This window comes from Bradyrhizobium betae, from assembly GCF_050632175.1.
Taxonomy (GTDB): Bacteria; Pseudomonadota; Alphaproteobacteria; order Rhizobiales; family Xanthobacteraceae; genus Bradyrhizobium; species Bradyrhizobium betae_B.
This window is the reverse complement of the sequence record NZ_CP192576.1, coordinates 1-20,028: the sequence shown is the minus strand read 5'-3', so window position 1 is coordinate 20,028 and position 20,028 is coordinate 1. Positions and strand designations below refer to the sequence as shown.

The 20,028-nt window shown below is 65.8% G+C and carries 14 protein-coding genes and 4 pseudogenes; 6 read left to right on the top strand and 12 right to left on the bottom strand.

All coding sequences use genetic code 11. The annotated features are described in order from the left end of the window. Positions 1 to 18 precede the first annotated feature (18 nt). The 8 genes and pseudogenes from ACQ86E_RS00090 to ACQ86E_RS00055 form a co-directional block, all read right to left on the bottom strand. Complete coding sequence (locus ACQ86E_RS00090) at positions 19 to 255, bottom strand: hypothetical protein (RefSeq protein WP_431203700.1); 237 nt, start codon at positions 253 to 255, stop codon at positions 19 to 21. 97 nt (positions 256 to 352) lie between these two features. Then, positions 353 to 2,191, bottom strand: a complete 1,839-nt coding sequence (locus ACQ86E_RS00085; protein ID WP_431203699.1) for an SLC13 family permease — start codon at positions 2,189 to 2,191, stop codon at positions 353 to 355. Continuing rightward, entirely contained in the window at positions 2,131 to 2,904 is a 774-nt protein-coding gene (locus tag ACQ86E_RS00080) for an MFS transporter (RefSeq protein ID WP_431203698.1), read from the bottom strand. The genes ACQ86E_RS00085 and ACQ86E_RS00080 overlap by 61 nt, the downstream gene beginning before the upstream one ends. A 30-nt stretch (positions 2,905 to 2,934) precedes the next feature. Next, entirely contained in the window at positions 2,935 to 3,546 is a 612-nt protein-coding gene (locus tag ACQ86E_RS00075) for a hypothetical protein (RefSeq protein WP_431203697.1), read from the bottom strand. A 38-nt stretch (positions 3,547 to 3,584) separates the two neighbouring features. Further along, positions 3,585 to 4,322, bottom strand: a complete 738-nt coding sequence (locus ACQ86E_RS00070) for a hypothetical protein (RefSeq protein ID WP_431203696.1) — start codon at positions 4,320 to 4,322, stop codon at positions 3,585 to 3,587. A 111-nt stretch (positions 4,323 to 4,433) separates the two neighbouring features. Then, positions 4,434 to 5,794 (bottom strand): annotated as a pseudogene (locus ACQ86E_RS00065) (sigma-54-dependent transcriptional regulator). Continuing rightward, on the bottom strand, positions 5,779 to 7,233 hold the full coding sequence (locus ACQ86E_RS00060) for a sensor histidine kinase (protein WP_431203695.1): 1,455 nt from the start codon (positions 7,231 to 7,233) through the stop codon (positions 5,779 to 5,781). The pseudogene ACQ86E_RS00065 and the gene ACQ86E_RS00060 overlap by 16 nt, the downstream one beginning before the upstream one ends. A 111-nt stretch (positions 7,234 to 7,344) precedes the next feature. Then, complete coding sequence (locus tag ACQ86E_RS00055) at positions 7,345 to 9,822, bottom strand: PAS domain S-box protein (RefSeq protein WP_431203694.1); 2,478 nt, start codon at positions 9,820 to 9,822, stop codon at positions 7,345 to 7,347. A gap of 223 nt (positions 9,823 to 10,045) precedes the next feature. Between ACQ86E_RS00055 and ACQ86E_RS00050 the strand changes: the two are divergent. The 4 genes and pseudogenes from ACQ86E_RS00050 (at position 10,046) to ACQ86E_RS00035 (ending at position 14,682) form a co-directional block, all read left to right on the top strand. After that, positions 10,046 to 11,163 (top strand): annotated as a pseudogene (locus ACQ86E_RS00050) (zinc-binding metallopeptidase family protein). 173 nt (positions 11,164 to 11,336) lie between these two features. Further along, complete coding sequence (locus tag ACQ86E_RS00045) at positions 11,337 to 13,352, top strand: acetyl-CoA carboxylase biotin carboxylase subunit (RefSeq protein ID WP_431203693.1); 2,016 nt, start codon at positions 11,337 to 11,339, stop codon at positions 13,350 to 13,352. 167 nt (positions 13,353 to 13,519) lie between these two features. Then, positions 13,520 to 14,386 carry an isocitrate lyase/PEP mutase family protein gene (locus tag ACQ86E_RS00040; RefSeq protein ID WP_431203692.1) on the top strand — a complete coding sequence of 289 codons (867 nt, stop codon included), beginning with the start codon at positions 13,520 to 13,522 and terminating at the stop codon, positions 14,384 to 14,386. Then, entirely contained in the window at positions 14,383 to 14,682 is a 300-nt protein-coding gene (locus ACQ86E_RS00035; protein WP_431203691.1) for an acylphosphatase, read from the top strand. Before ACQ86E_RS00040 ends, ACQ86E_RS00035 begins: the two co-directional genes overlap by 4 nt. 6 nt (positions 14,683 to 14,688) lie before the next feature. On the opposite strand, the gene ACQ86E_RS00030 is transcribed toward ACQ86E_RS00035, so the two are convergent. Then, positions 14,689 to 16,209 carry an ATP-binding protein gene (locus tag ACQ86E_RS00030; RefSeq protein ID WP_431203690.1) on the bottom strand — a complete coding sequence of 507 codons (1,521 nt, stop codon included), beginning with the start codon at positions 16,207 to 16,209 and terminating at the stop codon, positions 14,689 to 14,691. Positions 16,210 to 16,354: 145 nt separating this feature from the next. Next, a pseudogene (locus ACQ86E_RS00025) lies at positions 16,355 to 17,207 on the bottom strand (LysR family transcriptional regulator). Between the two features lie 113 nt (positions 17,208 to 17,320). Between ACQ86E_RS00025 and ACQ86E_RS00020 the strand changes: the two are divergent. Next, positions 17,321 to 17,734 carry a tautomerase family protein gene (locus ACQ86E_RS00020; protein ID WP_431203689.1) on the top strand — a complete coding sequence of 138 codons (414 nt, stop codon included), beginning with the start codon at positions 17,321 to 17,323 and terminating at the stop codon, positions 17,732 to 17,734. A 53-nt stretch (positions 17,735 to 17,787) separates the two neighbouring features. Here the strand turns inward: ACQ86E_RS00020 and ACQ86E_RS00015 are convergent, their stop codons facing one another. Together ACQ86E_RS00015 and lipB are read right to left on the bottom strand one after the other, a co-directional pair. Then, positions 17,788 to 18,501: a DNA helicase gene (locus ACQ86E_RS00015; RefSeq protein WP_431203688.1), complete on the bottom strand. Its 714-nt coding sequence runs from the start codon at positions 18,499 to 18,501 to the stop codon at positions 17,788 to 17,790. A gap of 198 nt (positions 18,502 to 18,699) precedes the next feature. Continuing rightward, a pseudogene (lipB, locus tag ACQ86E_RS00010) lies at positions 18,700 to 19,448 on the bottom strand (lipoyl(octanoyl) transferase LipB). Positions 19,449 to 19,515: 67 nt separating this feature from the next. On the opposite strand from lipB, the gene ACQ86E_RS00005 reads away from it, so the two are divergent. Next, positions 19,516 to 19,758, top strand: a complete 243-nt coding sequence (locus ACQ86E_RS00005) for a FliM/FliN family flagellar motor switch protein (RefSeq protein ID WP_028154983.1) — start codon at positions 19,516 to 19,518, stop codon at positions 19,756 to 19,758. Positions 19,759 to 20,028 lie beyond the last annotated feature (270 nt).

Genomic DNA, 20,028 nt, shown 5'->3' with positions numbered 1-20,028 from the left:
CATGGCCGCGATCGGGCTCTATGGGCTCAGGAAAACGGGATCGATCCCGGTGCCATGGCTGAGCAGGCCGATCGCCTGAAGCTGGGCGCTGTGCAGGTCGATTTGCACGATCGCGAACAGGGTCAGCAGCACCACGACCGAGACGATCAGCAGGGGATGGAACGTCTCAGCCCGGCCTCGGTCGGTTGCGGTTAAGCTGCGAAGCGAGCGGCGTAGGGAAAAGCTCTGCGGCAATGCCTTCGACTGGATCTGCATGATGGACCTCCTTGCCGCGCGATATCGGTCTGCGCGATAAGTTGGAGTATAGGTCCGCATCAGCCGGCGACATTGATGCGCCGCAAACTGCGCGCGATTACCTGATCGCGGCCGCGAGTGCCGCGATCAAAGCGGGCGGCGTCACCAGCATGCCGAGCTTGAGGAACGGCCAGGCGCCGACCTCGATCTTCTCCCGCCGCAGCGCGACCAGCCAGAGGATGGTGGCGAGCGAGCCCGTGACCGACAGGTTGGGTCCGAGATCGACGCCGATCAGGATGGCGCTGACGACGGGCGCGGGCAGATGATCTCCGGCGGCGACGGAGCCTGCGACGAGTCCGACGGGCAGATTGTTGGCGATGTTGGTGGCGACACCGGTCGCGATCCCCACGCTCCAGGCCGCCTTCGGGATCGATTGGGCGACGGCCTCGTTGAGCAGCGCGCTCAGCTGCCCGATCACGCCGGTCTTCACCAGCGTCTCCACCATGACGAAGAGGCCGCCGACCAGCGGCAGCACGCTCCAGGACACGCCGCGCAGCACGGGCAGGGGCGATTGCCGGCCGATGAGCAGCACGATCGCTGCCGTCGCCACGCCGCAAATGAAGGTCGGCAGGCCGAGCTGCTTGTCCAGCGCGGAGGCGGTGACCAGCACGACGCCGATGGCGACGATGCCGAGCGCGGTCAACTTGCCGCCGCGGCCGAGTTTCGGGTGCGGCACGCTGCGCGCGATCGTCTCTTCCTTCAGCGCGCGGTGCTGGGTCAGGCGCAGCACGATGTAGGTCAGCAGGATCGAGGCCGCCGACGGCAGTGCGAACAGGCGCAGCCATTCCGTCAACTGCGGCATGTGGGCGCCGAACACGACCAGATTGGCCGGATTGGAGATCGGCAGCACGAAGCTCGCGGCGTTCGCAATGAAAGCGCAGACGAACAGATAAGGCAGCGGCTTGGCGCCCGCGGCGCGCGTCGCCGCATAGACGGCGGGCGTCAGCACGATCGCGGTGGCATCGTTCGAGAGCAGCACGGTCACGACCGTGCCGACGATATAGATCAGCAGGAACAGCCGCTGCGGCGATCCGGCCGCATATTCGACCGCGAGGGCGGCGAGATAGTCGAACAGGCCTTCGAGCCGCGCCAGCTCGGCGATCAGCATCATGCCGATCAGGAAGAGATAGACGTCGACGCCCTTCTCGATGCCGACAAGCGCATCCCGCCAGGGCAGGAAGCCGAGCAGCACCAGCGCCACGGCGCCGAGCACGGCCCAGATTGCCTCGGGCAAGCGAAACGGCCGGATGATGACGCCTGCGGTCGCGGCGGCGATGATGCTCCAGGCCCAGATAGCGTCAGACAGCACGTTCAGTCCTTGAAATGCAATAATTTCATTCAGCAGCGATAGCGGATGCGGACGCCGCTGTCTTCCCCGCGGGCGCCGGCCGTCATCTGCATCATGCCGCGTCTCGGGCAATGCGAGGAAGCAGACGACGGCGCCGACGGCGGCAACTGCGCCGAGCGTGATGAACGCCGCGCTGTAGCCGGCGCCGACCACGACGAAGCCGGCGAGCGTCGTCGACAGTGCGGCCCCGATGCTCTGGGCGGTGATGACCGCCCCTTGCGCGACGTTGAAGCGGCCGGTGTTGCGCATGAGGTCGGCGACGATGACGGGGAAGATCGCGCCGAAGATGCCGGCGCCGACGCCATCGAGCAGCTGCACGCCGACCAGCCAGAATGGATCGTCCGAGAGCGTGTAGAGCGCCGCTCTCAGCGGCAGGATCAGGAGCGCTGCAAGGAAGAAGCGCTTGTGGCCCCAGGAATCCGCCTTGGCGCCGACCAGCATTGCGAACGGCACCATCACCAGTTGCGCGGCAACGATGCAGGCGGACATCAGGCTCGTCCCCGTGTTCTTGTCTTGGAGCGCGAGCTTCTGCCCGACCAGCGGCAGCATGGCTGCATTGGCGAGATGGAAGAGCAGGGCACAGATCGCGAACACCAGGAGGGGACGGCAGGTCGCCAGAACCGCGAAGCCGGACGGCTGCTCCTGCTGACTCCTGCGTCCGCACCATCGAGCCCGCGGGCAAGGTCGTGATCGATGGCGCCTTCGGGGATTGCGAGGATACTGACCAGGCTCGCGATCGCCATGGCGCCGAGGAGGTAGAACACGACGGTCGGGCCGAACCAATAAGCGGAGAGTCCTGCGAGCCCGGCTGCGACCGCATTGCCGGCGTGATTGAAGGTTTCGTTGCGGCCGATCCGCCGGGTGAAGGCGGCATGGCCGAAGATGCCGAGCGAGACGGCGGCGATTGCAGGCGGGAAAACGACACCGGCGGCCTGTGCGATCCCTTGCGATATCGCAACCGGTGCGAAGCTTGGAAACAGCGGCAACGCCAGCGATGCCAGCGTCACCATGATGGCCGCAACCGCCATCACCGTCCGCTTCGCCCGCGTCGCATCGACCAGCGCGCCCGCGGGCGTCTGCGCCACGATGCCGGCGATGGTCGCGATCGACATCACGAGGCCGATGCGCGCCTCATTCCAGTGCTGCTCGGTGAGGAGATAGACGGCGAGATAGGGCCCGAGCCCGTCGCGGACGTCGGCGAGGAAGAAATTGGCGGCATCCAGCGCGCGGCCGGCACGGGTCTTTTCGCCATTGTCGGACATGATGGTTTGCTTCCTCGCCTTCGCCTCGTATCAAGCCGCGCGAGCGTCTTCGCGGTGACCGTGTTTCGGCTTCTTGTCCTTCGGTTTCCTGACCCGCTTCAGCCGATCCTCGTGCGAGCCGATTTCCTCGACATGGATCACACGTCCGTGCCTGGTTTGAAGGCCGTCACCCCGGGCCGCGAGCTGTGCGCCGGGGGCGAGCAGGGCGGCGACGTGCTCGGCTTCCTTCGGGCCGACGCGCAGCACCGTGCCGTCGGACAGGAGCGCGCCGCGCAGCTCGCCCCTGGGGCCGAACAGCGACAGCTCGACCTCGCCTTTGGCCGACATCGGTGTGTGCTTCACCTTCGGATGCTCGCGGTCGTGGTCCGGACCGTTGTCCACGATCTCGCGTCCGCCGGAGGTGGTCACAGAAACGGCGGCGAGCAGCTCGGCGCCGCGAGGACGCACGCCGCGCACGCGGACCTTATCGCCTTGCTTGAGATGGCGAGTCAGCTCCTTTTCCACGTGCGGCGGCGCATGGACCAGGATGCGGGCTTTCTTGTCCTGCATGACGAAGCCGTCGACCTCGCCATGGGGATTGAGCACGAAGCGCTCGAAGGTGCCTGCGGTCTCCGGCAGGCTGTCGGGATCGATCCAATGCATATTGGTGTCCTGTCTGTCTGTTTCGGTTTGTATGAGCTTCAGCCGCGCGGCGGCGGGGGCGGCGGCGGGCCGAAGCCGGGAGGCGGCGGCGGTCCCCGACGGTCCGGCCCATCCTTCGGTCCATCCTTGGGCCCGGGCGGCCGCGGGCCGCGTAGCTCGGTCATCTGCTCCGGCGACGCGCCGATGGCGCGAACGTCGACCACCTTGCCGAGCGCGGTATCGAGAACGTCACCGCGCGCGGAGATGGTCTGACCCTGGCGCAACTGGTCTTGCAGGCGTTCGGCCTCCGGCGGCGGCAGGCGGAGCGTGGTCCCGTCGTCGAGCAGCGCGCCGTTCACTTCGCCGCGCTTGCCGTGCAACAGCGCCGCGATTTTGCCGCTGATGACCTGATCGTCATTGCCGGCACGCCGATCCGGCGGACCGTTGTCAACGACGCTCTTGCCGGTCGCGATGTTGGTGATCGAGGCTGCGTCGAGCAGCGGCATGGCGCGGGCGCGCAAGCCCCGGATCGAGACGTTGTCGCCGGGGCGGATCGCAAACACGATCTGGGCGGTGAGATGGGGCGGCAGCTTTACTTCGGTGCCATCAGTGAGAATGACGCCGTCAACGTCGCCGCGCGGTGTCAGCGTATATTGCTTGACGGTTCCGCGTGACTCCGGAAGCTGTGAGGAATCCCACATCGAGTCCCTTGCCTGTGAATAGGCGGTCGCGCCGCCGCCGATCGCCGTCGTGGCGAGCAGCAAGCAGAACAGCGCGCGCATGCGTGTCATCTTCATCGAACTGATCCTTTCGATTTCGCGACCTTGGTCGCCTGCAATCACTTCAGCAAGCGACATGCCAGCCACGAAATCATTGAAAGGAAAGAGAAAATCCGGAAGATGCAGCCGTCAGTCGTCGTCTTTCCCGACGCCGTCCGTCAGCTTTTCTGACACCTCGGCAAGGCCGTAGCGCTGCATCTTCGTGTAGAGGAGCTGGCGGTTGATGTTGAGACGGCGCGCCGCCTCGGTACGGTTGCCGGCGCAGGCATCCAGCGCACGTGCAATCATCGTCTTCTCGAGCTGCGCGACGGCTGCGGGGAGATCCGCATCGGACGCGGCGAGGTCCGTTGGTATCTCGCTTGCGCTGGTATCGATGTCGTCGGGCCCGATGACGTTTCCGCGCGTCATGATACAGGCGCGTTCGATCACGTTGCGGAGCTCGCGGACATTGCCAGGCCAAGAATGGCGCTGCAGTTTGTCGATCGCAGCCTGGCTGAGATGCTTGTGTCGGCTGCCGCTCGCGGCCGTGCGGGCCAGGAAATGCCGGGTGAGCGGCAGGATGTCTCCCGCGCGATCGCGCAGTGGCGGAATCGCGATCTGGAGCACATTGAGCCGGTAATAGAGGTCCTCACGAAATTCACCCGCGGCCGCCAGCCTGGAGAGATCGCGGTGGGTGGCGGCAATGACACGCGCATTGGTGCGCACGGGCTTGCCGCCGACCGGCGTAATCACCTGCTCCTGCAAAGCGCGCAGGATCTTCGCCTGCATGGCAAGCGGCATGTCGCCGATCTCGTCGAGGAACAACGTGCCGTTGGCTGCGTCGCGAAAGGCGCCGGCGCGGTCCGAGGTCGCGCCCGTGAAGGACCCCTTGACGTGACCGAACAACTCGCCTCGAGCAGGTCTTCAGGGATCGCGGCACAATTGACCGCGATGAAAGGGCCATCCTTCCGCTTGCCGTGGACGTGAAGCGCACGCGCCACAAGCTCCTTGCCGGTTCCGGTCTCGCCGAGAATCAGCACGATGGCGTTGCTGTCGGCGGCAAGCCCGATCGCTTTCTGTACATTGCGCATCGGCTCGCTCGATCCGATCAAGCCGTCCTCGGTATCGGCATCCGGGCCGCCGACCATGGGCGTGCGCTCGGGCAGGCGGCACAGCAGCTCTTTCAACTCGGCGCGTCCGATCGGCTTGCTGAGGTGATCGAAGGCTCCGAGGCGCATCGCCTCGATCGTGTTGGCGGCGCTGGCGAAGGCCGTCAGCACCACGACAGGCGGTGCGTTTGTGTGCGCGCGTATCCGCCGAAGCACCTCGATGCCATCCATGCCGCCGGGCATGCGCAGGTCGAGCAGTACGACGTCGACTTCGCCGTCGAGTGCGGCGAGGCCCTCTCGGCCGGATGCCGCGAGGCGGGTTGTGTGGCCGAGGTCGGCGAGCGCTTCAGCGAGAGCCTCGCGCAGCGCGGCGTCGTCGTCGACGATCAGGACCGTCGCCATGGCACCTCGATCTCGAAGACCGCGCCGCCGACGCCGCGGAGCAGGCGAACATGCCCGTGATGGTTTCGAGCGATTTCGCGAACGATGGCAAGTCCAAGACCGGTGCCGTCAGCGCGCCCGGTGACGAACGGTTCGAAAAGGCGCTCGCGCACGTCTTCGGCGATGCCGGGGCCGGTGTCTTCCACCCGCAGCACCAAGCTGTCATCCCGCCTGCTGGCGTGTACGGCTATTGTCCCGCCGGCCGGGGTATTCTGAATGGCATTGATGATCAAATTGTCGAGGGCACGCTGCATCTGTGATGGATCCAGTTGCGGTAACGGCGAGGATGCGGGCCCGGTTCCCGCGGTGAGGGCGATGCCCATGGATGCAGCGAGGTCGCGGTGGCTCTCGACCGTTCGCGCCAGGAACGTCTCGAGATCGACCTCCGCGAGCCTGGGCTCCCGAGCTTGTGTCATCTCGAGCAGATCGCGCAGCAGCACGTCGAGCCGGTCGACCTGCAGGAGGATGGCGTTCAGAGCCGCTTCGCTGCGCGAGCCATCGCCGACGGCCAGCGCGTTCTCGGCCTTCAAGCGCATGGCGGCGATAGGGTTGCGGATTTCATGGGCGAGGCCGGCCGACATGCGGCCGAGCGCTGCGAGCCGCTCGGCCGCAGCAGCGCGGCGGCGCTCCAGCGACAGGCGCTCGCCGGTGCTGTTGAGCGCATCGACCAACCGGTCCAGCTCGGAAGCTCCTGTCCGCGCCAGCCGCGGCAGATCGATTGTGCCCTCGCGACGGTCGTCCAGGGCCGTTTCGATCTGGTTGATCTTGCGCGACCAGACGTAGAGCACGCGTGCGAGCCACGCGGCCGAACCGAAAATGGTCAGGGCAAGCAGAATGAGGCCGGACAGCAACTGATTGTAAGCGGGGCCTTCCGACGTATAGGCGCGGGTCATGGTCCATCCGGTCACCCCTGCCAGCGGACCGCGCAACGGGCAGGCATGCACGATCAAGACCTGCGACCGGCCGGATTGCCGGATCGACATCGCGCGCCCCGATCGCAGGGCTTCGGCGTTGACATCGCGAATGGTGTTGAGCTCGGCCGACGGAAGGTCGGTTTTCGGTCCGGTGCCTTCATAGGTCGGGAAAGCGTAGGCGAGGGAGCCTTCGTCAGCCTGCCAGACGCCGCCCTCGACGCCGGGTGCGCCCGCGAGCGCGGTCTGGGCGACGAGTGCCAGTTGCTGCTTCAATTGATTGTCGATCGGTCCGCCGCCCCAGCCCGCGACGAAGAACTGGTAGCGATCGGCGAGGTCGCGGCAGGCGCGGGCCACCAGCTCTTCGGATCGGGCCAGCCGGGCGTTCGCCGTCTGCTGAAAGGATTCGAACAGCAGATAGCCGGTGGCGACACCTGATACCACCAGCATGATCCAGAGCGCGAGCAATCGAGCGCGGAGTGAACGCATGCAGCTAGAACGCGCGGTTTCGGAATCGGTGCCTCAAGGTCTCACCGCCAGCAGCACCGCGCCGCCGCCGAGGAGGCCGATTCCGATCCAGCCGCGGCAGCAAAGAGCGTGTCACCTTGCCACCGACAGCTTTTCGCTGATCGCCTTGCGCAGGATGCGCGACAGGGACTCCACCGAATACGGCTTCTGGATCAGCTCGAAGCCGCGATGGGCGTTTTCGGCGAGCACGTTGCTGTAGCCGGAGGTGAGCACGACCGGGAGACCCGGATAGCGCTCGCGGATGATGCCGGCGAGCTCGACGCCGTTCATGCCGGGCATGATGACGTCGGAGAAGACGAGGTCGACGGCGAATTCGTCTTCTCCGAGGATCGCGAGCGCGGCACTGGCATTGGCGACGCGGCGGACGACATAGCCGAGATCTTCCAGCAGCTCGGTCGAGAACTGGCCGACATCGTCATTGTCCTCGACCACCAGCACGCGATAGCCGCGCCCCGTCGTGGCGGCCTCGCTGATCAGCGCCGCTGCTTCTTTCTCGGCGGCAGGGCTCTGCGCCTGCGGCAGGTAGATGGTGAAGGTCGCGCCCTTGCCCTGCGTGCTCGTCACCGCGATGTCGCCCTCGGACTGCTTTGCGAAACCGAACGCCTGGCTGAGGCCGAGGCCGGTGCCTTTGCCGACTTCCTTGGTGGTGAAGAACGGCTCGAAGATGGCGTCGATATTTTCAGGCGCGATGCCGCTGCCGGTATCCGCGACGGAGATCGCGACATAGTCGCCGCCGCGCGCCGACTGTGCGCGAAGCCCCGGTATGCCATCGACCTTGCGCACGGCGATGGTCAGGCAGCCTTCGCCGTCCATGGCGTCGCGGGCGTTGATCGCGAGGTTGATCAATGCGGTCTCGAATTGCGCGATGTCGGCGACGGTGAAGCAATCGGCATCGTCGATCTCGACGACGATCTCGATGCGGCCGCCGACCAGGGGGCGGACCAGCTGCGCCACGCCCTCGACCTGGGTGCCGACGTTGAATATCTGCGGCTTCAGAGGCTGCCGGCGCGCGAAAGCCAGAAGCTGCGCGGTCAGCTTGGAGGCACGCTCGACGGTGTCGGAGATGGCATCGACATAGCGGCGGCGGCGCTCCTCCGGCAGCTCACGCCGGCGCAGGAAGTCTGTGGCCGAACGGATGATGGTGAGGAGATTGTTGAAATCGTGTGCGACGCCGCCGGTGAGCTGGCCGATCGCCTCCATCTTCTGAGACTGGCGCAGCGCTTCCTCGCCGCGGCGGCGTTCGGTGATGTCGACCAGTTCCGGGACGGCGCCGGTGATGTTGCCCTGGCGGTCGAGCACCGGACGCATGCCGAACTCGAAATCGCGCTCGCCGACCGGAAGCCGCAATCGTATCTCCATCCGCACCGCTTCGCCTTTCAGCACGGTGTCGAAGGCTTCACGCACGGTTGCGCTCATGCCTGGCGTCCCGGTGAACCAGGGCGTGTCCCAAAACGGCTTGCCGATCACATCGGCAGAGCTCGCCTTGATGCCGTCGAGCGCAGTCTTGTTGGCATAGAGCAATTCGCCCTCGAGATTGACCAGGCCCTGGTACTGGTTGCTGGTTCCCAGGATCGCGCGCAGCCGCGCCTCGTTCGATTCGAGCTCGGCGGTGCGCTCGGCGATGCGCTCCTCCAGCGTCTCGTTGAGCCGCCGCAGCTCGATCTCGGCCTGCTTGGCGACGGTGATGTCGTGGGCGACACCGATGAAGCCGATATGCTTGCCGGTCGGATCCCAGCGCGGCTGCGATTCCGAGCGCAGCCAGCGCCACTCGCCATCGGCGTCCTTGTAGCGCGCTTCCAGCACGAACGGTTTCAGCGAGGCTTCGCCCTGGACGGACTGCTGCAGCACGTGCGGCAGGTCGTCGGGATGCAGCACCTTGCGCCAGTCGAAGACGATGGCCTCGTCGTACGGCAGGCCGACGAAGTCGACATAGGCCTGGTTGGCGAAGGAGCGCGTGCGGTCGAGCTTGGTGACCCAGATCGGCACCGGCGCGCTGTCGGCGATCAGCCGGAAGCGCTCCTCACTCTCGCGCAGCGTTTCGCGCACCAGCATCTGGTCGGTGATATCGATATGGGCGCCGACGAGTCGGATGGCGCGCCGGTCGCCGCCACGCTCGATCTTGGCGACGACGCGGATCCAGCGGGTCTCGCCGTCGCTCGGGCGGATGATGCGGTATTCGGCTGTGTAATCCTCGCTGGTCCCCGCCAGCGCTTCGAGGAAATGCTTGACCGTCGCGTCGCGGTCATCGGGGTGAATGCGGTTGACCCAGTTCTCGTGGGTCTCGTCGGCGGCCTCAGGAGGCAGCCCATGGAGCATCAGATATTCGGGCGAGCGGCGGTTCTTGAAGCCCTCGCGGAAGTCGACCTCGAGCCCGCCGACCTTGCCGATGCGCTGGATCCGCGCCAGCTCCGCCTCACGCTCCTGGAGCGCGCGATAGGCGTCGTCGCGCTGGCGCGCGATGTCGTCGAGGTGTTGGCGCAGCCTTTCGGCGGCGGTGGTGTCGGGCGAAGAATCGTTCAAGGCGTCGGCCGTTGTGATGCGGGAGCGCACGTGCCGGAGGGATATTCACACAGACGAAGCGTGATAGCCATTGCTCAAAGGGGAATGAATTGTCGGAAAAGGTCCGCGGCCAGCCCGAACGCGGTAAAGTCCGATCAGCCAACGCCGGGTCTGGATATTTGTTCCAAAGATTGGAACGATGCGTCCGCGGACGCGTCTTTGCGAGGCGTCACAACTCTCATTGATAAAACTCTGTTTCCGAAGAGGCTAAATCTTGAAGCTCTTTGTCTGCCAGTCCTGCGGCAACGTCCTCTATTTCGAGAACCGCGTCTGCGAACGCTGCGGCCACCGTGTCGCCTTCCTGCCGGAGCAGGAGACGATGTCGGCGCTCGAGCCCGACGGGGAGGGCTGGGCCACGCTTGCCGACAAGGGCCGCGGGCGGATGCTGTGCCGGAACGCGGAGTATGATTCCTGCAACTGGCTGACAGACACGGACGACAGCACCGGCTATTGCCGCGCCTGCCGCCACAACGGCATCGTGCCTGATCTGTCCGACCCCGCGCAGCTCGTCGGTTGGCGCGAGCTGGAGGTGGCCAAGCACCGGCTGTTCTACTCCCTGATCCGCTGGAAACTGCCGCTCCAGACCCGGCAGGAGAACCCCGAGCACGGCCTCATCTTCAACTTCCTCGCCGACGATCCGAGCAGCGGTCAGAAAATCCTGACCGGGCATGACAACGGCCTGATCACGATCGCGCTCACCGAGACGGACGCCATTGAGCGCGAGCGGCGCAGGCTGGAGATGGGGAGCCCTACCGGACGCTGCTCGGGCATTTCCGCCACGAGGTCGGACACTATTTCTGGGACGTGCTGGTGCGTGACGGCGGCAAGCTGGACGACTGCCGCGCCGTGTTCGGCGACGATTCGGTCGATTACGGCCAGGCGTTGCAGCGCCATTATGCCGAAGGCGCGCCGGCGGACTGGCAGCAGAACTACGTCTCGGCTTATGCCACGACCCACCCCTGGGAAGACTTCGCCGAGACCTGGGCGCACTACCTCCACATCGTCGATACCCTGGAGATGGCCTCGGAGTTCGGCATGGAGGTGCGCCCCAAGGTCGACCGCGACGGGGAGTTGACGGCGCGCATTCGTTTCAATCCCTACGAAGCCCGGGACGTCGAGGCGATCGTCAACGCATGGCTGCCCTTCACCTTCGCCATGAACAGCGTCAACCGCGCGATGGGTGTGCGCGACCTCTATCCCTTCATCCTGTCGCCGGCCGTGGTCGCCAAGCTCGGCTTCATCCATGGCCTGGTCCGGGACGTGGCCAAGGGCAAGCCCAATGGTACGTCCAAGGGCACCTCAACGGACATGCCCAAGCCCGGGAAGCCGTAAGCCGCCCAAGGGCTTGCCGGGCAGGCTCCGGTCTTGCGCTGGTACGCCAGAGGAGCCGGATTTAGACCGTTGCCTCCGGCCTATTTTGATGTACCACGGGGGGCACACGGCCCGTCCGAACGGCCCCAGCGGCCAGGGAAGGGTCCCGCCCAAGGTCGAGATTCAAGAAAAACATGTTCAAGAAGATCCTGATCGCCAATCGCGGCGAAATCGCCTGCCGGGTCATCAAGACCGCGCGCCGTATGGGAATTCAGACGGTTGCGGTCTATTCCGAGGCCGACCGCGATGCGCTCCATGTCGAGATGGCCGATGAGGCCGTGCTGATCGGGCCGCCCGCTGCGGCCGAGAGCTATCTGGTGATCGAGAAGATCGTCGAGGCCTGCCGCAAGACGGGCGCCGAGGCGGTGCATCCCGGCTACGGTTTCCTGTCCGAGCGCGAGGCATTTCCGCGCGCCCTTGAAGCGGCCGGCATCGTCTTCATCGGCCCTAACCCGGGCGCGATCGCCGCGATGGGCGACAAGATCGAATCCAAGAAAGCCGCCGCCAAGGCCAAGGTCTCGACCGTGCCGGGCTATCTCGGCGTCATCGAGGACGACAAGCATGCGGTCAAGATCTCCGACGAGATCGGCTATCCCGTGATGATCAAGGCTTCCGCCGGCGGCGGCGGCAAGGGCATGCGCATCGCGCATTCGAGGGCCGAGGTCGCCGAGGGCTTCAATCTCGCCAAGGCGGAAGCGAAGGCCTCGTTCGGCGACGACCGCGTCTTCGTCGAAAAGTTCATCGTCGATCCCCGCCACATCGAGATCCAGGTGCTGGGCGACAAGCACGGCAACGTCATCTATCTCGGCGAGCGCGAATGCTCGATCCAGCGCCGCAACCAGAAGGTCATCGAGGAAGCGCCGTCGCCGCTGCTCGATGAGGCCACCCGCCGCAAGATGGGTGAGCAAGCGGTCGCATTGGCCAAGGCCGTGAACTACGACTCTGCCGGCACCGTCGAGTTCGTCGCGGGGCAGGACAAGAGCTTCTACTTCCTGGAGATGAACACGCGCCTCCAGGTCGAGCATCCCGTCACCGAGCTCGTCACCGGCGTCGATCTCGTCGAGCAGATGATCCGCGTTGCCGCCGGCGAGAAGCTCGCGATCGCGCAGAAGGACGTCTCGCTGAAGGGCTGGGCCGTGGAATCGCGCCTCTACGCCGAGGATCCCTTCCGCAACTTCCTGCCCTCGATCGGGCGCCTGGTGAAATACCGCCCGCCGGCGGAAGTCAGCAAGGACGGCATCACCGTGCGCAACGACACCGGTGTGCAGGAGGGCGGCGAGATCTCGATCCATTACGACCCGATGATCGCCAAGCTCGTCACCCATGCGCCGTCGCGCGCCGCCGCGATCGAGGCGCAGGCGACCGCGCTGGACTCGTTCTACGTCGACGGGATCAGGCACAACATCCCGTTCCTGTCGGCGCTGATGCATCATCCGCGCTGGCGCGAGGGCAATCTGTCGACCGGCTTCATCGCCGAGGAGTTTCCCAAAGGCTTTGCCGTACGCATGCCCGAAGGCGAGGTCGCACGGCGGATCGCTGCGGTCGGCGCCGCCATCGATCACGTGCTCGGCGAGCGCAAGCGGCAGATCTCGGGACAGATGGGCGGCCGCGTCGTGCAGCGCGAGCGGCGCCGCGCGGTCTGGCTCGACCGCCAGGAGATCTTGCTCGAGGTCGCCCGTGAGGGCGACGCGATCGCGATCCGTTTCATCGACGCCGAAGGCAAGGCCGGCAACGCACATCTGTTGCAGTCGGCCTGGAAGCCCGGCGATCCGGTCTGGCAGGGCACCATCGATGGTCATATCGTCGCCGTGCAGGCGCGCCCGATCGCCAACGGCATTCGCCTCGCGCATCAGGGCGTCGAGGTCCCGGTCTATGTCTGGACCGAGGCGGAAGCCGCGTCGGCCCGGCTGATGCCGGTGACGACGGCCGCCGACACCGGAAAGAAGCTGCTGTGCCCGATGCCCGGGCTCATCGTCTCGATCGCGGTGACCGAGGGGCAGGAGGTCAAGGCCGGCGAGACGCTCGCGGTGGTCGAGGCCATGAAGATGCAGAACGTGCTCCGCGCCGAGCAGGACGGCACCGTGAAGAAGATCCACGCCAGCGCCGGCGCGACGCTCGCGGTGGACGCGCTGATCCTGGAGTTTGCGTAGGCGTGTGAGTGGGGCAGGCGGTCTACCCCCAAAGCACCCGTCATTGCGAGGAGCCCTTCGCGACGAAGCAATCCAGTGTGCTTCCGCGGAAAGATTCTGGATTGCTTCGCTTCGCTCGCAATGACGGAGTATGTTGCGACAACATTGCAACAGCCGAGACAGCAACCATGGCCTTCCGTTCCCGCCGCGAGAAACTGCGTTCCATCCTGTCGGGCGAGACTTGCGTCCACCCCGGCTCGGTCTACGACGCCATCTCGATCCGCATCGCCGAAGACCTCGGTTTCCCGCTCGGCATGTTCGGCGGCTCGGTGGCCTCGCTCGCGGTGCTCGGCGACCCCGATATTACGCTGATCACGCTCACCGAGCTTGCCGAGCAGATGCGGCGGATGTCGCGCGCCGCAAGCTTGCCGGTGCTGGTCGATGCCGATCACGGCTACGGCAACGCGCTCAATGTGCGACGTACCGTGCAGGAGCTGGAGACCGCGGGTGCTGCCGGCCTCACCATCGAGGACACGCTGCTGCCGGCCGCCTTTGGCGAAGCAAAGGCGCAACTGATCTCGCTGGAAGAGGGCGTCGGCAAGATGAAGGCTGCGCTCGACGGTCGAGGCGATTCCTCGCTGGTGATCATGGGTCGCACTGGAGCTGCCTCCATCACCTCGATCGAGGACGCGATCCGCCGCGCCAGGGCTTATGAGGCGACCGGCGTCGATGCACTGTTCTTCACCGGCATCAAGTCACGCGCCGAGCTCGAGGAGGTCGCGGCTGCGACGCATCTTCCGATCGTGCTCGGCGGCGCGCCGGAGGACATGAACGCGCTCGACTATCTCGCCGGCCAGCGCGTGCGCATCGCCCTCCAGGGCCACGCGCCGATCGCCGCCGCGATGCAGGCCGTCTACCAGACGCAGAAGGCGTTGCGCGAGGGTGCGTCGCCGAAGGCGCTCGAGGGATTGCCGTCGTCGGAGCTGACAAACCGCGTCATGCGCGAGGCCGACGTCAAGGCGCGCAGCGCCGATCTGCTCGGATTGAAAAAATGAGCCAGGCGATCCTCCAGGTCATGATCCGCGGCCGCGTGCAGGGCGTCGGTTACCGGGCCTGGGTCGAGTATCAGGCCGTCACGTGCGGTTTGGAAGGTTGGGTCCGCAACCGCCGCGACGGCAGCGTCGAAGCGCTGTTCGCGGGTCCGCCGAACCATGTCGCCGACATGGTCGCCCTGTGCCGCCACGGGCCGCCGTCGTCGCGCGTGGACAGCGTCACCAGCGAGACGGCTGGCGTGGACGAGTTGAATCTGCGCCGGGCAGGGGAAGCGTTCTCGGTATTGCCGACGGTGTAGCGACCTTCACCGCGGCAGCTTCGCGATGGCCTCGCTCAGCTCGTGGATCTCATACGGCTTGCGCAGGATCGGGAAATCGCCGCGCACGTCGGCGGCAGCCTCGCTGTAGCCGGTGGCGAGCAGGATCGGCAGGCCGGGACGGATCTGTCGCAGGTAATGGGCGAGGCCGAGACCGTCCATCTTGCCGGGCATGACGATGTCGGAGAACACGAAGTCGACGCCGTTGTGCTCGAGCTCGCGCAATGCCGACTCGGCGTCTGGAACGCGGCGGACACGGTAGCCGAGCTGCTCAAGCAGCCCGATGCTGACGACCGCGACATCCGGATTGTCTTCCACCAGCAGCACCGTGCCGCTGCCGCGGAACGGCGCGGGCTCCGCCGTCTCCTTCGCTGGCGCATCCGTGCCACGCGGCAACAGGACGGTGAAGGTGGTGCCCTTGCCGAGCTCGCTTGCGACCTTCACGGTGCCACCGGCCTGATGCGCGAAGCCGTGCACCTGCGACAGGCCGAGACCGGTGCCCTTGCCGATCGGCTTGGTCGTGAAGAACGGCTCGAAGATCTTGTCGACGACGTCGGAGGGAATTCCGAGCCCGGTGTCGGCGATGTCGATGGCGACGAACTCGCCGGTCAGCAGCGTCTCGTCCAGCACGACATTGCGCGCGCTGACTGTCACGGTGCCGCCGTCAGGCATCGCATCGCGGGCATTGATGACGAGGTTGAGCAGCGCCGTTTCGAGCTCGGAAGCGTCGGTCCTGATCGGCCAGAGACCGTGGTCGATGTCGAAGGCAAGGCGAATGGAGCTGCCGACGCCGGCGTCGAGCACCTCGCGGATCGAACCGATGCGCTCGGCGAAATCGATCGCCTGCGGATTGACGCTCTGCCGCCGCGCGAAGCTCAGGAGCTGGCCGGTCAGCGCGGCGCCGCGCTTGGTCGCGGTCTCGATCGCCGAAATCGCGCGGTGAAGCTTGGCGTCGTCCCTGGTGCCCTTCTTCAGGATGTGAAGGCTGCCGCTGATGATCATCAGGAGGTTGTTGAAATCGTGCGCGACGCCGCCGGTGAGCTGGCCCAGCGCGTCGAATTTCTGCGACTCGGCGAGTTGCGTCTGCATCGCCTCGAGCTTGAGTTGGGTGTTGCGGCGCTCGGTGATGTCGCGGGTGATCTTGGCAAAGCCGACGATGGTGTCGTCCTCGTAGATCGGGTCGATCACGACGCTGGCCCAGAAGAAGGTGCCGTCCTTGCGGACGCGCCAGCCTTCCTCCTCGTAGCGGCCCTGCTCCCGGGCGATGCCAAGGGCGCGGGCCGGCCTGCCGTTGGCGCGGTCGGTCTCGGTGTAGAAGCGGGAAAAATGCTGACCGACGATCTCCTCGGACGAATAGCCCTTGATGCGCTCGCCGCCGATGTTCCAGCTCGTGACGATTCCGGAGGGATCGAGCATATAGAGCGCGTAATCGGCCACGCCTTCAACCAACAGACGGAAACTCCGTTCGCTTTCGAACAAGTCTCTCTGTTGACTTAGTTTTTTAACCATCCGGGGACCCCGCCTCAACCCGTGCAAACGCAACAGGTTCCGTTTGGTTCCCGCCTCTGAAGGATTTTTGTGCAATTCCGTCTGGCGGTATGCAGCAGGGCGAGGTTTGACCGTTTGACCACCGGCCGATCCAAGGCTCACAGCGTCACGCCGCGACACGCCTGAAGGTTGCCGCAATGATTCTGCAGCGCGGCGAGTTTTGCGGGATCGCTGACCTTCGAATGCAGCATCACCTTCGAGCTGCCGAGTTTGGGCAGCTTGTGCGCAGGCCCGATATCGATCAGCCCGGGCGGCGCGATCCGCCGCGCCAGCGGCGCGATCGCGAGACCGGCAAGTGTAGCCGCAACCACCGCCGTGACGCCGCCGCCGACAAAGCGCTCACGCCAGGCGATGCCGGCCTTGTCGAGCGCGCGCACGGCGATGGCGCGGACGCCGCAGGGCGGGGCGAGCGTGGCGAGCGGCAGCGCCTCGCCCTTCGGCACGATGAGGCGTCTTGACGCGAACCAGCCGAACTCGTCTTCAGTCAACTTCTCGCCGCCGCGCCGGCTGCCTTCCTGGCGGACGATCACCGCATCGAGCTGGCCTGCGTCATAGGCATCCTGCATCTCGCGCGAGAAGCCGATGGTGACGGCGAGGGTGAGGTTCGCCGACATCGCGTGCAGGCGTTCGAGCAGCGGCACCAGTTCGGGGCCCGCGGCATGGTCGGAGATGCCGAGCGAGAGCGATTGCGCGGCCGCTGCTTCGCCCGACAGCGCGCGGTCATGCGCGTCGATCAGCGCCCGCGCGCGATCCAGGAAGGCTGCGCCGTCGGCGGTGAGCCGGACCGCGCGGGGCGAACGCTCGACGAGCCGCTTGGCGAGCAAGGTTTCAAGCCGCTGCAGCTTGAGACTGACCGCCGCCTGCGTGGTGCCGAGCGCTTCCGCGGCGCGGGTAAAGCTCTGGAGGTCGGCGACCAGCAGGAAGGCCTTGATGGTGGCGATGTCGAGGGTGGCTGACATAATAGTTCATTATCACTGGTATCAATATGGATAAGATACCAAAATGACGGCGGAAGGTCTAGCTTCTCTCCAACGTCGCGCGAACACCCCGCGGCATCTTGAGGAGAACGACCATGCCGCTGATCACCGTGTCCTATGCCTCGTCCCGCCGGTCGCCGTCGCTGAAGGCCGACATCGCCAATGCCGTGTCCGAGCTCACGGCAAAAATCCTGCACAAGGATCCCAGGGTGACGGCTATCATCGTCAAGTCCGTCGACGCGAGCGACTGGTTCGCGGGAGGCCAATCGCTCGCCGAGCAAAAGCTCGCCAGTTACTGGATCGACATCCACGTCACCGAAGGCACCAACACCAAGGACGAGAAGGCGGCCTATCTCGCCGCGATGTTCGAGCGGATGGCCGACATAATCGGCCCGCTGCATCCCGAGACCTACCTCCATGTCGACGAGGTCAAGGGCGATGCCTATGGCTTTGGCGGCCTGACTCAGGAGCGCCGCTATATCGCCGGCAAGCTCGAGGTTGCGCTGTAGGCGGCGTGAGGCAGGTAGGCCGCGGGCGAGCCATCCCGCCCGCGGCCCGATCGTCAGCTCGCCACCCGGAACTGAACTGCGGCGTTGTTGATGAAGCACGTCTTGTCGAACAGCTTCAGATCAAGCGGGTTGGGCAGCCTGACATCGTCGAGGTCGGGGCATGGCTTGATCGAGGGGTCATAGGATCTGTCGATTTGCGAGATGAAGACCACGATCAACCCCTTGTCGCGTGCGAACGATTTCAGGGCGCGCACCTGAACGGTCAGGTCCGGATTTTCCCGCCTCTGGTCGAGCAGCTGCAGATAGTCGATCACCACGACTGTACCGCGGGGAGCTGCCGCCATCTGCTTGACGACGTAATCGGCGCTGATCGCGTCGGAGCAATCGACCTCGAACAGCTGATCGAACTCCGCCGGGTTCGCGCCGATCGCCCGGAAGCGATCCAGCACGTCCCTCTCGGTGTATTCGAGCGAGAAGAACGCGGCGCGATGGCCGGACTTCATGGCCTCCACCGCAAGTTCGAGGCTCATCAAAGTCTTGCCCTGACCGGGGCGCGCCCCGACCAGAACCAGATCACCCGGCCGGAATTGCGGAAACAGCCGGTTCGCAGGCGTCGCTGCGGCGGCTTTCGCGGCGAGCATGCTCCAGGCGGAAAACCCTTCCGCCGTAGCGATGCGGTCGAGCGCGTCGTGGAGCGGGATGCCTTGCTCGCGCGACAAGCGCTTGGCCTTGCGTTTCAGATGATAGATCGGTGCAGACAGTCTCATCGTCAGAACCTCCCATTGCGAGCAGAAGCGCAATCCCTCCTTATGCCTTGGCGCTCGAACAGTCGGTCCGATGATCGCATCGCCCGGCATGATCTGTACTTTCCCGGCGGAGGGGGAGGCGTGGGCGGCACCTGCAACGAGTCTAGCCGATTCCGCGGCGAGCGGAGAACGCGCGGTCAGGCTCGAACAGAAAAAGTTCTAGACCGCCGCCTCCGGCAGCAGCGCATGCGTCGGTCCGAACAGCTCTTCGAACGCCTGCCGGAGCGCGATATCGACATCGGCCATGGTCACGAGCTGGCCGAGATCGACCAGTGAGGTGACGCCGTAGCGGGGATCGGCGACGCCGCAGGGCACGATGCCGGCGAAATGCGCAAGCTCCGGCTCGACATTGATGGCGATGCCGTGGAACGAGACCCAGCGCTTCAGCCGCACGCCGATCGCCGCGATCTTGTCCTCGTGCTCCGCGCCCTTGTCGGGCCGCTTGACCCAGACGCCGACCCGGTCCTCGCGCCGCTCGCCGCGGACGTTGAAGGCCGCGAGCGTGCGCAGGATCAATTCCTCCAGGCTCGCGACATAGGCCCGCACGTCCGGCCGGCGCCGCTTGAGGTCGAGCATGATGTAGGCCACCCGCTGGCCGGGCCCGTGATAGGTGAGCTGGCCGCCGCGTCCGGTCGCAAAGGTCGGGAAGCGGGGATCGAGCAGGTCGGAGGCCTTGCCCGAGGTACCGGAGGTGTAGAGCGGGGGTGTTCGAGCAGCCAGACCAGTTCCGGCGCCTCGCCCGCCGCGATCTCCGCGACTCGGGCCTCCATGGCGGCCACGGCGTCCGGATAGGGCACCGGCGCGTCCGAGATCCGCCATTCGACGGGGACGCCGTCCGTGGCGGAAAACGACGTCAGATCGAGGTCTTGGCGCTGGTCCTGGCGGGGGTTTTGAGGTGAATTAACCATTGGCTAACCATAACGTGGTGATGATCGCAGGTGCAAATGCCAGTCTCCAGTTGCGGTGGTCATGACAGTGCCGACACTCGATAAAGTCACCGTGGATCTCATGGTCGTCCTCGGGACGACCACCATGCCGATCCATCAAGTATTACGTCTTTCCCGCGGCGCCATCATCGAGCTGGACGCAACCGAGGCCGACGAGGTCAAGGTTTTGGCCAACAATCTCCCCATAGCCTCCGGCGTCGTGCTGGTCGACCGCAACCGCATCGCGGTCGAGGTCAAGCAGATGCTGCCGCGCACGACCGGCACGCGGTAGCGGCCGGGGCACACGCTAGCGGCCGGGGCACGCGGTAGCGGCCGGGCGGGCAGGGCTCGGCCCCCCATAGGACCGATCCGGGCCGGAGGGCCGAACTTTCCTGCCAAGCTTGTGGAATTCGGGGCCTTTGCAGGCTTGTACCCCTCTGATGGATTTGTTAGATCGGCGCCGTTGATCCGGCAGGCCTCAAGCCTTAAGCCGGCATCCCCAAAGCGCTCGTGGCGGAATTGGTAGACGCGCTGCCTTGAGGTGGCAGTGAGTAAAATCGTG

Coding starts and splice junctions, on each gene's coding strand:
- ACQ86E_RS00090 (WP_431203700.1), bottom strand. CDS start 255: ATGCAGATCCAGTCGAAGGCATTGCCGCAGAGCTTTTCCCTACGCCGC.
- ACQ86E_RS00085 (WP_431203699.1), bottom strand. CDS start 2,191: ATGCTGCCGCTGGTCGGGCAGAAGCTCGCGCTCCAAGACAAGAACACG.
- ACQ86E_RS00080 (WP_431203698.1), bottom strand. CDS start 2,904: ATGTCCGACAATGGCGAAAAGACCCGTGCCGGCCGCGCGCTGGATGCC.
- ACQ86E_RS00075 (WP_431203697.1), bottom strand. CDS start 3,546: ATGCATTGGATCGATCCCGACAGCCTGCCGGAGACCGCAGGCACCTTC.
- ACQ86E_RS00070 (WP_431203696.1), bottom strand. CDS start 4,322: ATGAAGATGACACGCATGCGCGCGCTGTTCTGCTTGCTGCTCGCCACG.
- ACQ86E_RS00060 (WP_431203695.1), bottom strand. CDS start 7,233: ATGCGTTCACTCCGCGCTCGATTGCTCGCGCTCTGGATCATGCTGGTG.
- ACQ86E_RS00045 (WP_431203693.1), top strand. CDS start 11,337: ATGTTCAAGAAGATCCTGATCGCCAATCGCGGCGAAATCGCCTGCCGG.
- ACQ86E_RS00040 (WP_431203692.1), top strand. CDS start 13,520: ATGGCCTTCCGTTCCCGCCGCGAGAAACTGCGTTCCATCCTGTCGGGC.
- ACQ86E_RS00035 (WP_431203691.1), top strand. CDS start 14,383: ATGAGCCAGGCGATCCTCCAGGTCATGATCCGCGGCCGCGTGCAGGGC.
- ACQ86E_RS00030 (WP_431203690.1), bottom strand. CDS start 16,209: ATGGTTAAAAAACTAAGTCAACAGAGAGACTTGTTCGAAAGCGAACGG.
- ACQ86E_RS00020 (WP_431203689.1), top strand. CDS start 17,321: ATGCCGCTGATCACCGTGTCCTATGCCTCGTCCCGCCGGTCGCCGTCG.
- ACQ86E_RS00015 (WP_431203688.1), bottom strand. CDS start 18,501: ATGAGACTGTCTGCACCGATCTATCATCTGAAACGCAAGGCCAAGCGC.